This window comes from Lysinibacillus zambalensis (genome assembly GCF_040183165.1).
GTDB lineage: Bacteria > Bacillota > Bacilli > Bacillales_A > Planococcaceae > Lysinibacillus > Lysinibacillus zambalensis.
This window is the reverse complement of record NZ_JBEGDG010000033.1, coordinates 1-13,471: the sequence shown is the minus strand read 5'-3', so window position 1 is coordinate 13,471 and position 13,471 is coordinate 1. Positions and strand designations below refer to the sequence as shown.

Genomic DNA, 13,471 nt, shown 5'->3' with positions numbered 1-13,471 from the left:
CTATCAATCTTTCTTTAGTTTCGCAGCAAAGCGGTTACCCATTGATTGAATAATCTGAACAAGGATGATTAAGATAAACACTGTCGCATACATCACATCGACCTCATAGCGTAAATGACCGTAACGATATGCGAGATCACCTAAACCACCAGCACCAACCATTCCAGCCATTGCTGTTGCTCCTATCAGACCGATTGTGGCAATTGTTAAGCCTAAAATAATGGATGGACGAGCCTCACGTAGTAAGACATTCCAAATGATGTGACGTCGTTTAATACCCATTGCTGTATAAGCTTCCACAACACCTGGATCAACTTCCAATAGTGCCGTTTCCATAAGTCGCGCAATATAAGGCGCTGTATAAACAACAAGCGGCACAATAACACCTTTTACACCAATAGTTGTGCCAACGATCAGCTTAGTGAACGGTAAAATGAAGAATAGTAATATAATGAACGGTACAGAGCGAATAATATTAATAAATAAATTGAAAAATTGATAGAGAAATTTATTTTCAAATGATTGCCCTGGTCGGGTTAAAACGATTAAAAGCCCTAAAGGGATCCCAATTAAAATAGAGAACAATAATGAAATCCCGACCATTTGAAAGGTTTCGATAATGGATTGCCCAATAACATTTGACCAGTCTGCAAAGAAGCTTTGAATGCTATTCATTTAATTCGCCTCCTAATTCCTCAACGTCTACCCCGTTTTCTGTAAAATATTTAAGTGCCTTTTCTACGATATGTGCCTCACCGTGAAGATGCACGACAATATTCCCGACGATGCCATTTTTTAATTCAATGATATTGGCTGTTAAAATATTTGGTTGTACATCATAAACTTTGCTCACTTCTGCAAGTAATGGCTTCCCGGTACTTTCACCAAGGAATGTTAAACGAATCACACTTCCGGAAAGATTCAATTGCTCGATAAGGGAAGGAGATAAATTACGTTGAGAAATAGTGTTTAAAAACTTTCGTGTCGTTGGGTGCTGAGGCTTCGAAAATAGTTCTATAGCAGAGCCATATTCCACAACCGTCCCTGATTCAAGAACGGATACATCATCGCAAATTTTTTGAATAACATTCATTTCATGTGTAATGAGTAAAATAGTGATGCCCAGTTCACGGTTAATTTTTAAGAGAAGCTCAAGAATAGCGTCAGTTGTTTCAGGATCGAGAGCACTTGTCGCTTCATCACTGAGTAAAATCTCAGGCTCTTGGGCTAGTGCACGTGCAATAGCGACACGTTGCTTTTGACCACCCGAAAGCTGGCTAGGATAACTATCTAATTTCTCTGTTAGGCCAACAATTTCTGCATATTTTGCAACGCGTTTTTTCACTTCAGAGTCGTTATAGCCTAGAAGTTTTAATGGTACCGAGATATTGTTGTAAACGGTCGCTGTTTTTAAGAGATTAAAATGCTGGAAGATCATGCCGATTTTTTGACGCGTTTCGCGAAGGTCGTTTAAAGAAAGGGAAGTAATATCTACATTGTCGATCAATACTTTACCTGTTGTTGGACGCTCTAATAAATTAACACAGCGAATAAGGGTACTTTTTCCTGCACCACTGTAGCCAATAACCCCATGAATTTCACCTTTTTTGACATGTAGGTTAATGCCATCTACTGCTTTAACGATACCTTTTTTAGTTTTAAATTCTTTTGTTATATTTTCTAGTTGAATCATACTGTGATATCTCCTTTCTAAGTCCTTTTATAAAGCAAGAATCTGCTAGCATTCCTATAGGAGTCTCGCAGATTCTTAATTTATGAAAGGCCCTTCATCGTTACTTACCAGCTTGGAATGATAGAACCTTTGAATTCCTCTTCAATAAATTTGCGTACTTCATCAGATTGATAGGCTTCAACAAATTTTTTAATCGCTGGGTCATCCTCGTTTTCAGAACGTACCGCGATGTAGTTTACATATGGAGAGTTAGTAGATTCTAAAAGAATGGAGTCTTTTTTAGGATCAATACCAGCATCAAGAGCGAAGTTCGTATTAATAGCTGCCACATCTACTTCACTAAGCTGCTTCGGAATTTGTGCAGCCTCTAATTCAATGAATTTAAAATTCTTTTTGTTTTCTTCCACATCGCGAGTAGAAGCTGTTAAGTCTGCACCTTCTTTTAATTTAATGATGCCTGCCTCTTGAAGGACAAATAGAGCACGAGCACCGTTCGTTGGATCATTTGGTAATCCGAATGTAGCACCATCAGGAACTTCATCCAATGATTTATATTTCTCAGAGTAAATGCCCATTGGAGTTAAAATTGTTTTTCCTACTGGCACTAAATCTGTTTTGTGATCTTTGTTAAATGCATCGAGGAAAGGCTTGTGTTGATAGCTGTTTACATCAAGATCATCCTCGGCTAACGATGTATTTGGTAAAACATAATCAGAGAACGTTTTTAGTTCTACCTCTAAGCCATTTTCTTTGGCAACTTTTGCAGCAACTTCTGCAATTTGTTCGTGTGGACCAGAAGTTACACCTACTACAATTTTATTTTCATTAATAGCCTTACCTTGACTACCTTTATCTTCTTTAGTACCGCAACCTACTAATGCTGCTACTAATGTGAGACTTGCTAAACCTAGTAAAATTTTGTTTTTCTTTTTCATGAGACATACCTCCAAAGTTGTTTTATCGGTTTGTATAAAAAAACAATTTCGCCTTGGCGTAATTGTTGTCCGGATATTGAATTGTGCTAGCACAATTCATTCCTTTCAAAATCTGTGACATCCGCCTGAGGCTTTTATCTTCATGTAAATGAAGATAAAAAAAACTCTCTTAAAAAATTAAGAGAGGCTCATAAAAAAAGTGTCCTCTCTTATCTTTCAAACGATATCGTTTGCAGGATTTAGCACCTTCCTTAAAAAAGGAGGTTGCCGAGCTTCATAGGGCCAGTCCCTCAGCTACTCTTGATAAGAGATTTATAATATTTTTTTGTAAATCCGATAGGACTAATATAAATTATTGGTTATGGTAAGTCAATGGAATTTTTAAAATTTTTTATTTTATTACAATATTCCATTAAGGGAGATGGGTGGGAATGTTAGTGAGAGTCAACTATGTGTGGGATGGGAGATATGAAACGCATTTTCATGGCTCTATGAGCGATTAGTGGGGTGGTGTGTCCGTATGAAGAAATGGTTTATGACCAATGTTATCCAATAGAAGAAGGGCTAGAGCTACCACAAAAAATAGTGAGATGAAAAGACTGTCCCTTAGCAAGCGTGAGCTGATGGGACAGTTTTTTGATAGAGGGAATCAAATGTTCATGAGTTAAATAGGTTTAATTTTTCAATTCTGCTGACCGCTTCACGTAAGCGTTCTTCACTTACGAGTAAACCTACACGAACATAGCCTTCACCGTATTGACCGAAGCCATTGCCAGCAGCTACTGCGATATCAGCTTTGTCGAGCAATACATCAGCAAACTGCTCGCTTGTATAACCTAATGGAACAGGGAGCCATGCAAAGAAAGAGCCCTTTGGTGCCGTTACTTGCCAACCAATGCGCTGTGCTTCTTCGATAAGAACATTTCGTCGACGCTCATAAGTCGCTCTTAGCGTATTCGCGCAATCCTGTGATGCTGTAAGGGCAACCGCTGCTGCTTGTTGTACGGCAGGGAATTGACTACAAAATAGATGATCTTGAATAAGATTAATAGCCGCAACAATATCAGCGTTACCAACTGCAAATCCAATACGCCAGCCTGCCATATTATATGTTTTAGATAATGTATACATCTCGATGCCGACCTCTTTGGCACCTTCCGCTTGCAGGAAACTAATAGGTTTCTTGCCGTCAAATCCAATTGCACCGTAAGCGAAATCATGTGAGACGATTATGTTGTGCTCTTTAGCAAAGCGCGCCGTTTCCTCGAAAAATTCAAGTGTTGCAGTACCACCAGTTGGGTTGTTCGGGTAATTTAAGTAAAGTAGCTTAGCCTTTTCTTTTACGTCATCAGAAAGAGCATGATAATCAGGCAGGAAATCATTTTCTGCAAAAAGTGGCATGACTTCAAAATTAACATCACCTAATACAACACCAGATAAGTAATCTGGATATCCAGGATCGGGTAATAACATTGTATCACCCGGGTTTAAAACCGCTAATGGCAGCTCAACAAGACCAATTTTTGTACCACCAAGAATAGCTACCTCAGTTTCAGGGTCAATATCAACATTGTATTCACGTTTGTAGAAGTCTGCAGCTGCTTGACGTAATTCTACTAGGCCGCGGAATGGAGAATATTTATGATTTTGAGGGTTTTCAGCTGCCTCCTGTAACGCTTTTATAACGTGTTGGGGAGTGGGCTGATCTGGATTGCCTTGACCGAGATTGATAACATCGCGCCCTTCTGCTAAAGCACTATTCACTTTTTGCACCAATGCTGCAAAAAATTGAGTCGGGAGTTGCTGTAGTTTTTTTGAGAATTCCATGCATGTTCTCCTTTTTAGAAAATAATAATTGATGCAAATATTATTACTTTTTTTACTAATTGTCTAGAGTCTCAATTTACAAAGATGGACGCACAAAACACAAACAGAGAGCATGCGAGCCTAAGTACAAAGAAGATTCCGAACGTAATTATGCCTTGTCATGTAACAACATCTGAGGCATCTTACCAATGCCCATAAAACATAGGTTTTGGCATTACTTTTAAGCCCTTTAAAATAATATTTAATTTTTTTTTTAATTACTGTAACTTTTATTAATCTTAATCGTACTAATTAATAGAATCTAAAACTAAGAGCAAAAATGATTAGTAAGATTCACTTTCGCGAAAAGGCCAGGGCTCACTTTATTGCTGAGATCCTGGTCTTTTTGTTTTTGTTCCAAAGCTGCTCTAAGCTCAGACAACAGCGATATCATTTTCAATTGTAGTATAATGAAATATAGAAAAGCACAAATGCAGTAAAAGAAATACTTTTGGGAGAAGGGGAGGAATTAAGATGAAAATTGGGTGTATCCAACTAAATGTTGGTTTTGGCAAAGTAGAAGAAAATTTTGCTCGTGCGGAAGAAAAGATTCGTGAAGCGGCAAAACAAGGTGCAGAAATTATTGTATTACCGGAAATGTGGAATACAGGCTATGCGCTTGAAAAATTATCAGAGCTTGCAGATGTGAATGGAGAACGTTCGAAAGCATTTTTATCAAACCTAGCGAAAGAGCTTGGCGTACATATTGTTGGAGGCTCTGTTTCAACGAAGAAGGGCGATAAATTTTACAACACGATGTATACGTTTGATAACAATGGTGAGTTAGTAGGTGAATATAACAAGGCACATCTTTTCCGATTGATGGACGAGCATTTATATTTAGAAGCAGGGGATGAAATGAATCGCTTTGCCCTTGGTGATATCGAGGCTGCAGGTGTGATTTGCTATGATATTCGCTTCCCAGAATGGCTACGTGCTCACGCTTTAGATGGCGCAAAAGTATTGTTCGTGCCGGCACAATGGCCGACGCCACGTATCGATCATTGGAACACATTGCTGCAAGCACGTGCCATTGAAAATCAATGCTTCGTGATCGCTGTTAATCGTATATCGAGAAAAGTAGAAAACTTTAATGGTCAATCAATGATTATTCAACCGTGGGGCGAAGTGCTTTGGGTTGGTGCAGAGGACGAGGAAGTAGCTGTCATTGACGTGGACTTTTCGATTGTCGATGAAGTACGAGGCAGAATTCCAGTTTATGACGACCGCAGACCAGCATTATATAGTGGAGTAGTTACCGAAAATTAAAATCTGATAGCACGCTCATAGCGATTTTGAGCGTGCTATTCTTGCAACATCACTGATCAATCATAAACATGTAGTTAGTTTTTATCCTCAATTAAAGAATTGGCGAGCAACATAAATTCAAGCGTAATTCGATTATGCCCCTTCATGAAATTTTTCCCTAAAAGACTTTCAAGCTTTTTTAAACGATGGTAGAGCGTTTGGCGTACGATGAACAGTTGATTAGCGGTTTGTTGTTTAGAGCCGTTCGTTTGCAAGTATACTTGCAGTGTTTCTAATAGCTTACTATTATTTTTTTTGTCGTATTCAATAACGGGCTGTAAATAATCTTGAATCACTTCCTGCAAATTTACTTGCATCTGTAATTTATAGATGAGGTGATACAAATGTAAATCATCATAAAAGTAAGATGTAGTTTGTACTTTACTGCAAATATACAATGTTTCGAGTGCAGTTTGATAACTCTTCGGTATTTCCTCTACGTCTGCTACGACTTTGCCAATGGCTACTTGATACCCTTGAATCATTTGTTTTTTATAAAAATCAGTTTTCTGCAGGGAAGAAACTAATGTATTTAATAATTCGCGACTCGATTTACTATCTTTCTGATGAAGTAAAATAAAAATGACATAGCTTTTCCTTTCGTATAGAAATGGTATAAATCCATTTTGCTCAAAAAGGTTTCGGTAGTAGAGCTTGCTGTAGACGACATCCTCTTGTACTTTAGAGACTGCATTAGGCATTGCTAACATAAAAACGGTCCCGCTAGAAAGCTTATAGCTAGAATGATAGCTGACGATAAATTTATAAATTTCCTCTTTCGATAGTTTTTGATCGATCCAATCTCCTAAAATAGAGGCATCCTCAATGTCCCTTTTCTCTTCAATATAAAATTCTCTCATTAACAGCTGTGCCAAGGCAGTGGCTGTACGGTCTAAAATAAGTAATTCAAACTCTGAGAATAGACCATCTTCTCTATAGAGCGTTAAATCTGCATAATGCTGGTCAAAAATAAAGATGGGCTCATTTTTAAACACGGTTGCTGATTTTTCCAGCGTAACTAGTTGTTGGCGCTTAGTATGCCGCATATTTGGAAAAAAGATAGGCTCTCGACCTTTAATAGAAAAGATGATTTGTGTCTTCAATTCATGATACATATTTTGTAAAATTTCTTCTGCGTTTTGTCCTAATAGAGCATTTTTATTTAATGTTTGAGAGTAGGATTCTAAAGTAGAGATCATTAAATATTGTTGATTCATAATTTGACTATGTAAATCTTGTGTAATACGGACGAAAGGAACCGTGTCATGAAAAACGATAATAGGGAAGCTATGACGGTTAGCAAGAGCTACAATCACTTCCGGGATGGTCTGTATGGAAGTCCCGTATTCAATGCATAGTGCCGCGCAATTTTTTTCGATTAAAGATTCTACGAAAAAGATAAAGTTTTCGATGCTGTGCTGAAGGCTGATCCCCGTTGTTAAAACTAATTCATCACCAGCTAGAAAATTATCTACTTGTATAATTTCAATCACATGAGCCCACTTTACAATTCGTAATAAACCATCTTCACCAGCTACGACCTCTGCACTTTGGAAGTATGTGTTTTCTAATACATCCTTCACTTGAAGCTTAAATTGACTCATGTTACCCTCCCTCCTTTTAACATAAATATTTATCTAGTTTTCTCATTGATGTATTATTTTTGCTGAAATTAACTTAAATATTGTATTTTTAGAATGTTTAGTCTATTTTACATTATGTTTAAAACAAATGCATAGAATTTTACAGTTTGTCTATACCTTCGTTTCTATGTAACATGTAAAATTTTTGTAAGCGGTAATCCAATCTAATAAAAGAGGTGAGCTGAATATGGAGCAACAAACGCAATTACAGAAAGGGTTAAAGAAAAGGCATATGACGATGATCGCGATTGCGGGGGTTATCGGAGCAGGTCTATTTATGGGAAGTGGCTCAGTAATTAACCTTGCCGGCCCTGGCGCAATTTTATCTTATATATTTGCGGGCATTATCGTTATTCTTGTCATGCGAATGCTTGGAGAAATGGCAGCTGTCAATCCAACAAGCGGGTCTTTTGCGCATTATGCACATGAAGCCATTGGTCCGTGGGCAGGTTTTATGATTGGTTGGTTATATTGGTTTTTCTGGGTTGTTGCCATTGCTTTAGAGGCAACTGCAGCAGCTGCAATCATTCAATATTGGTATGACGGGATTCCTTTATGGTTACTAAGTCTTTTATTAACTGTCGCACTTACTTTAACAAATGTCATTTCCGTAAAAGCTTTTGGTGAATTTGAATATTGGTTCTCTCTTATTAAGGTTGCGAGTATTATAGCTTTTCTTGGACTAGGTGCATTCATTATTTTTGGTATCGCACCTAATTTTAATGCAGTAGGTACTGCTAATTTGATCGGTGAGGGTGGCTTTTTACCGAATGGTTTTGGAGCAGTCTTGATGGGGGTAGTTATTGTTATTTTCTCCTTTATGGGCACAGAAATTGTGGCCATTGCGGCAGGGGAATCTGACGAACCGTTAGCAGCGGTGACAAAAGCTACGAATTCAATTACTTGGCGTATTTTGATTTTCTACGTGGGATCGATAACGGTAGTTGTCACATTATTACCTTGGCATTCCTCAGATATTTTAACAAGTCCCTATGTAGCAGTGTTGGATTACATCGGAATTCCCGCAGCTGCACAAATCATGAATTTTGTTGTATTAACAGCGGTTTTATCTTGCTTAAACTCTGCGCTTTACGCTACATCTCGAATGGTATTTTCTTTAGCGGAGAAGGGGGAGGCCCCAAAAGCATTTTTGAAATTAAATAAAAAGGGTGCACCTGTTAATGCCATATTAACAGCGACATTCTTCTCTTATATTGCCGTTATTATGAACTATGTTTCACCAGATAAAGTGTTTATGTTTTTACTTAGTTCATGTAGTGCAATTACATTGATTCTTTACTTAATCATTGCGTTTTCACAATTAAAAATGCGCCGGAAAATGGAGAAAGAAAACCCCGAGCTATTAAAAGTGAAAATGTGGTTATTCCCATATTTAACGTATTTCACAATCTTGGTTATAACAGCATTACTGATCGCCATGTTTTTTATTGAATCGATGCGTTCACAAATTTTATTCACATGCATTGTAGTGGCAGTAGTGATGATTTTCTATTTAGTTACACAAAAGAAAAAGTCGCCTAACCCGGTAGATGAGGCTAGCTCTATTTTCCAAAAGGAAGAGTTGGATTTTGAATAACTATAAACGAGGAGTGGGGAAATTATGACAGTTCAGCAAAAAATGAAAACATTATCACATTTTATTAATGGTGTTGAAACAGCCGGTACTAGTGGTCGCTACGCAGACGTGTATAATCCAACAACAGGAGAGATCATTGCGCAAGTACCATTAGCAACTAAAGATGAAGTGAAGCAGGCTATCCAGCTAGCGAAGGCAGCATTCCCTTCATGGAAAAAGACATCGATTGGCAAACGGGTTGAGGTTTTACATCGTTTCCGTCAGTTATTAGTAGAAAAACAGGATGAGCTCATTGAAGTCATTTGTGAGGAAAGTGGGAAAACGAAGGAAGATGCAAAGGGCGAAATTGTTCGTGGCATTGAATCCGTAGATATGGCAATCAGTGCCCCGCAAATGCTGAAGGGAGAATACTCGGTGAATGTAGGCGGCAATATTAATGCCTTCTCTGCAAAAGCCCCACTTGGAGTTGTTGCTACAATTGCTCCATTTAATTTCCCTGTTATGGTGCCATTGGCAATTACAAGTATGGCGGTTGCAGTAGGAAATGCAGTGATTTTAAAGCCATCTGAGCGTGTGCCAATCTCGGCATTATATTTAAGTAAGTTATGGAAAGAGGCAGGATTGCCAGATGGAATTTGGACAGTCGTTAATGGTGATAAAGAAGCGGTTAATGAACTGCTTGAAAATAAAGAGATACAAGCAATTTCATTTGTTGGATCCACACCTGTTGCGGAATATATTTATCAAACAGGGACGAAGAACAATAAACGTGTCGCTGCATTTGGTGGCGGGAAGAACTTTATGATTGTAATGCCCGATGCAAACCTAGAGCAAACAGCTAATGCCTTTTTAGGTGCAGCATTTGGAGCGGCGTCTCAGCGTTGTATGGCTATTTCTGGAGCAATCGTCGTTGGGAAAGATACGGAACAACGCTTTACAGAAATATTGAAGGACAAAATCTTGAAATTAAAAGTTGGTCCATATACAGATAGCGAGGTAGATTTTGGCCCAGTTATTACGCAACAATCAAAAGAGTCGATTCTTCGATATATCGATGGTGCTGTTGAAGAAGGGGCTAACCTTGTAACGGACGGCCGAAATCCGAAAATATGCGAAACGTCTAAAGGCTTTTTCCTTGGACCGACATTGTTAAATAACGTAACTCCACAAATGACTATTTTTAAAGAGGAAGTTTTTGGCCCTGCTCGCATTGTTGTAGGCGTCGAATCCTTACAAGAAGCTATTGATTTAATTAATGACCACGAACTTGGAAATGGTGTCACGATGTTTACGAGCAGCGGTTCGGCGGCGCGTAAATTCCAGGAAGAAATTGAAGTAGGAATGGTAGGTGTTAATGTTCCGATTCCTATTCCAGTTGGCTATCACAATTTTGGAGGATGGAAGCGCTCTAAGTTTGGTGAAGGGCATATGTTTGGACCGGACCAAGCACGATTCTTTACGAAAGCGAAAACGATTTCGGAACGCTGGCCTGATGAAACAGAGGATACGGCAAGTTCATTTGCGTTTCCAAGCAATAACGATGTGACAAAGTGAAAAAAACTAAAAGGAGTGTATAGATATGGTTCAAGTAAATCTTAAAAGTGATATTTTAAAGAAAGATGAACAATATGTATGGCATTCAATGAAACCTTACAATCCACAAGCGACATATGTAGTAGAAAAATCAAATGGTGCGAGGATCGTCGATACAGATGGCGTTGAATACATCGATGCAATGGCAGGTTTATGGTGTGTAAATGTAGGCTATGGACGCAAGGAATTAGCAGATGTTGCCCATGAGCAAATGATGAAAAACGCTTATGCTCCTTTATCGCAGGGGCATTTACCAGCAGTTGAACTGGCAGAAAAAATCAATGAAATGCTTGGTGGAGATTATGTTATTTTCTTCTCTAATAGTGGGTCAGAGGCTAATGAAACTGCGTTTAAAATTGCACGTCAGTATCATCAACAAAAAGGAGAAAGCTCTCGCTATAAAATCGTTTCTCGCTACCGTGCCTATCATGGGAATTCTTTCGGAGCATTGGCTGCGACAGGGCAAGCGGAACGCAAATATAAATATGAACCATTATCTCCTGGCTTTATTCATGTAGCACCACCAGATCAATATCGAGAACACGAAAGTGATACACTTGCTCCAATAGATTTAGCAAGCGTTAAGGCTGTAGATAAGACGATGACGTGGGAGCTAAGTGAAACAATAGCCGCGATGATTTTAGAGCCGATTATTACAGGTGGGGGCGTTATTATGCCTCCTGAGAACTACTTAAAGGGCATTGAAGAAGTATGTAAAAAACATGGAGCATTAATGATTGTAGACGAAGTAATTTGTGGCTTCGGTCGAACAGGAAAGCCATTTGGATTCATGAACTACGGTGTAAAACCAGATATTATTACGATGGCCAAAGGGATTACGAGTGCCTATTTACCATTATCAGCTACAGCGGTAAAACGAGAAATTTATGAGGCATTCACTGGCTCTGATGCATATGGTTATTTCCGCCATGTTAATACATTTGGTGGGTCACCAGTCGCATGTGCGGTTGCATTAAAAAATATTGAGATTCTTCAGCAAGAAGCGTTATTTGAAAGATCTACTGAGGTTGGAGCAACTTCCCTCCAAACACTGCAGCAAGCATTAGGTAATCACCCGAACGTTGGGGATGTTCGAGGCAAAGGCTTATTACTGGGCATCGAGTTAGTGTCAGATAAAACGTCGAAGGAGCCTTTACCAGTAGATAAAGTAAATGCTATTATTGCTGAATGTAAGGAGCAGGGTGTTATTATAGGTAAAAATGGTGCAACTGTTGCAGGCTTTAATAACGTATTAACATTATCTCCACCACTTAATATTGTACAAGAGGATCTTGATACAATCATAAAAGTTGTGATTGATAGTATTCATAAAGTGCAGGCATAATATAAAATCTAAAAGTAAAGCTGTCTCAAAAGTCGTAAAAACTTTTGAGACAGCTTTTTGAATGTCTTATAGCATAAGAAAGGCAAGGCGGAGTAGGAGTATGAACAAAGCTCCTCCCGCTAGGAATAGCAATAATAAAATTCTCTTTTTAATAATGTTGTTCATACCCTTCACCTTACTCTTTTGTTGTTTTAAACATGTAGCCGCTATATGAATTATAGATAATCATCACAATACCCATTAACATGAAATTGGAGATGAGTGAACTACCACCATAGCTTAAAAATGGCAATGTCATACCTGTTACAGGTAAAAGTCCAATGGTCATACCGATATTTTGTGTAATTTGGAAAGCTAATAAACTGGCAATACCGGCTCCCATCAGCGTCATAAATGGGTCCTTTGCTTCTACTGTAATAAGAACTATACGGTAAATAACAAAGAATAAAAGAACAATGACAAATGCCCCTCCGATGAACCCGAGCTCTTCAGCAATGTTCGCAAAAATGAAATCTGTATGCTTTTCCACGACATAGACATCATTGTTCATGTAACCTTTTCCGGTAAACTGTCCTGAACCAATTGCCGAAAAACCCTGCCTTGTTTGAAAAGATGAGTCCGGATATTCATTAGGCTGCAACCATCCATAAATGCGAGAAACTTGATGCCCTGATAATTTATTTAAAATTTTATCTGTAAAAAAATCATTGAATTTTACATAAAGAATAACCATAACGCTGAGAATTGATACTGGGATAGCTGTGAAAATGATTAGCAATTTTCTTTGTATACCTGAAAAGAAAAGCATCGGTACAATCATCGACATATATAGCATGACCATGCCCGTATCAGGTTGCTTGTAAACAGCAAGCGTAGGTGGAAGAGTGATAACAGCGATGATTAAGAGTAGCCGCATATCTGTTAAAAAGGTAGGGCGCACATATTTTTCTCTATGCGCAACAATAACCTTACTGACCACGATTAAAAACGCCAACTTTAAAAACTCTGATGGCTGAATGGATCCTAACACAGGAATATGGTACCAACGTTTCGCTTCATTGACAGTGCGGGCTATACTTTCGGGGGCAATGAATAAGCCAAATGTTAACAAGACCATCGCCCAATAAAATGGCCAGCCTATTTTTTTTAGCTGCTCAATATCAAGTGTTGCTACTCCATACATAATGAAAAATCCGATTAGGTAATAAAAAAGCTGCTTTATAATGAACGAGCTTGTATACTGCTCAAACACCGTGCTACTGGAATGGACAAATAGACAACTAATAATACCGAGTAATGACAAGCTAATGACTAAATTTTTATCTAACTTATTGAACTGTAACATTCAAACACCCCCTTTTTTAATCAACTTCGCCTTGTTGTAATTGTTGCTGACACTTCGCTTTCGCACAGAAAAAAACAATTGTTGCTGACGCTTCGCTTTCGCACAGAAAAAACAATTGTTGCTGACGCTTCGCTTTCGCACAGAAA

General features: G+C 38.4%; 10 protein-coding genes and 1 riboswitch. Of the genes, 4 read left to right on the top strand and 6 right to left on the bottom strand.

The window, feature by feature from the left end; genetic code table 11:
• Positions 1 to 3: 3 nt before the first annotated feature.
• The 4 genes from ABNX05_RS24095 to ABNX05_RS24080 form a co-directional block, all read right to left on the bottom strand.
• On the bottom strand, positions 4 to 675 hold the full coding sequence (locus tag ABNX05_RS24095; RefSeq protein ID WP_349662014.1) for a methionine ABC transporter permease: 672 nt from the start codon (positions 673 to 675) through the stop codon (positions 4 to 6).
• Positions 668 to 1,693, bottom strand: coding sequence for a methionine ABC transporter ATP-binding protein (locus tag ABNX05_RS24090; RefSeq protein WP_349662013.1), 1,026 nt, complete (start codon positions 1,691 to 1,693; stop codon positions 668 to 670). The genes ABNX05_RS24095 and ABNX05_RS24090 overlap by 8 nt, the downstream gene beginning before the upstream one ends.
• Positions 1,694 to 1,797: 104 nt before the next feature.
• Complete coding sequence (locus tag ABNX05_RS24085) at positions 1,798 to 2,628, bottom strand: MetQ/NlpA family ABC transporter substrate-binding protein (protein WP_349662012.1); 831 nt, start codon at positions 2,626 to 2,628, stop codon at positions 1,798 to 1,800.
• A gap of 206 nt (positions 2,629 to 2,834) precedes the next feature.
• Positions 2,835 to 2,938, bottom strand: a riboswitch (SAM riboswitch).
• 347 nt (positions 2,939 to 3,285) lie between these two features.
• Entirely contained in the window at positions 3,286 to 4,455 is a 1,170-nt protein-coding gene (locus ABNX05_RS24080; RefSeq protein ID WP_349662011.1) for a pyridoxal phosphate-dependent aminotransferase, read from the bottom strand.
• 513 nt (positions 4,456 to 4,968) lie between these two features.
• On the opposite strand from ABNX05_RS24080, the gene ABNX05_RS24075 reads away from it, so the two are divergent.
• Positions 4,969 to 5,763, top strand: coding sequence for a carbon-nitrogen family hydrolase (locus tag ABNX05_RS24075; protein WP_349662010.1), 795 nt, complete (start codon positions 4,969 to 4,971; stop codon positions 5,761 to 5,763).
• A gap of 74 nt (positions 5,764 to 5,837) precedes the next feature.
• Here the strand turns inward: ABNX05_RS24075 and ABNX05_RS24070 are convergent, their stop codons facing one another.
• The gene (locus ABNX05_RS24070) at positions 5,838 to 7,406 is read right to left on the bottom strand and encodes a PucR family transcriptional regulator (protein ID WP_349662009.1); all 1,569 of its coding nucleotides are present in this window, start codon (positions 7,404 to 7,406) and stop codon (positions 5,838 to 5,840) included.
• A gap of 226 nt (positions 7,407 to 7,632) precedes the next feature.
• Between ABNX05_RS24070 and ABNX05_RS24065 the strand changes: the two genes are divergently transcribed.
• The 3 genes from ABNX05_RS24065 to ABNX05_RS24055 are packed head-to-tail and all read left to right on the top strand — an operon-like array spanning position 7,633 to position 11,980.
• Positions 7,633 to 9,042 (top strand): amino acid permease, encoded by a 1,410-nt coding sequence (locus tag ABNX05_RS24065; RefSeq protein ID WP_386829978.1) that lies wholly within the window; start codon positions 7,633 to 7,635, stop codon positions 9,040 to 9,042.
• Between the two features lie 24 nt (positions 9,043 to 9,066).
• A complete protein-coding gene (locus ABNX05_RS24060; protein ID WP_349662008.1) occupies positions 9,067 to 10,596 on the top strand; it encodes a CoA-acylating methylmalonate-semialdehyde dehydrogenase in 1,530 nt (509 codons plus the stop codon).
• Between the two features lie 25 nt (positions 10,597 to 10,621).
• Positions 10,622 to 11,980: an aspartate aminotransferase family protein gene (locus ABNX05_RS24055; RefSeq protein ID WP_349662007.1), complete on the top strand. Its 1,359-nt coding sequence runs from the start codon at positions 10,622 to 10,624 to the stop codon at positions 11,978 to 11,980.
• Between the two features lie 175 nt (positions 11,981 to 12,155).
• On the opposite strand, the gene ABNX05_RS24050 is transcribed toward ABNX05_RS24055, so the two are convergent.
• Positions 12,156 to 13,325, bottom strand: coding sequence for an FtsW/RodA/SpoVE family cell cycle protein (locus ABNX05_RS24050; protein ID WP_349662006.1), 1,170 nt, complete (start codon positions 13,323 to 13,325; stop codon positions 12,156 to 12,158).
• Positions 13,326 to 13,471 lie beyond the last annotated feature (146 nt).

Coding starts and splice junctions, on each gene's coding strand:
- ABNX05_RS24095 (WP_349662014.1), bottom strand. CDS start 675: ATGAATAGCATTCAAAGCTTCTTTGCAGACTGGTCAAATGTTATTGGG.
- ABNX05_RS24090 (WP_349662013.1), bottom strand. CDS start 1,693: ATGATTCAACTAGAAAATATAACAAAAGAATTTAAAACTAAAAAAGGT.
- ABNX05_RS24085 (WP_349662012.1), bottom strand. CDS start 2,628: ATGAAAAAGAAAAACAAAATTTTACTAGGTTTAGCAAGTCTCACATTA.
- ABNX05_RS24080 (WP_349662011.1), bottom strand. CDS start 4,455: ATGGAATTCTCAAAAAAACTACAGCAACTCCCGACTCAATTTTTTGCA.
- ABNX05_RS24075 (WP_349662010.1), top strand. CDS start 4,969: ATGAAAATTGGGTGTATCCAACTAAATGTTGGTTTTGGCAAAGTAGAA.
- ABNX05_RS24070 (WP_349662009.1), bottom strand. CDS start 7,406: ATGAGTCAATTTAAGCTTCAAGTGAAGGATGTATTAGAAAACACATAC.
- ABNX05_RS24065 (WP_386829978.1), top strand. CDS start 7,633: ATGGAGCAACAAACGCAATTACAGAAAGGGTTAAAGAAAAGGCATATG.
- ABNX05_RS24060 (WP_349662008.1), top strand. CDS start 9,067: ATGACAGTTCAGCAAAAAATGAAAACATTATCACATTTTATTAATGGT.
- ABNX05_RS24055 (WP_349662007.1), top strand. CDS start 10,622: ATGGTTCAAGTAAATCTTAAAAGTGATATTTTAAAGAAAGATGAACAA.
- ABNX05_RS24050 (WP_349662006.1), bottom strand. CDS start 13,325: ATGTTACAGTTCAATAAGTTAGATAAAAATTTAGTCATTAGCTTGTCA.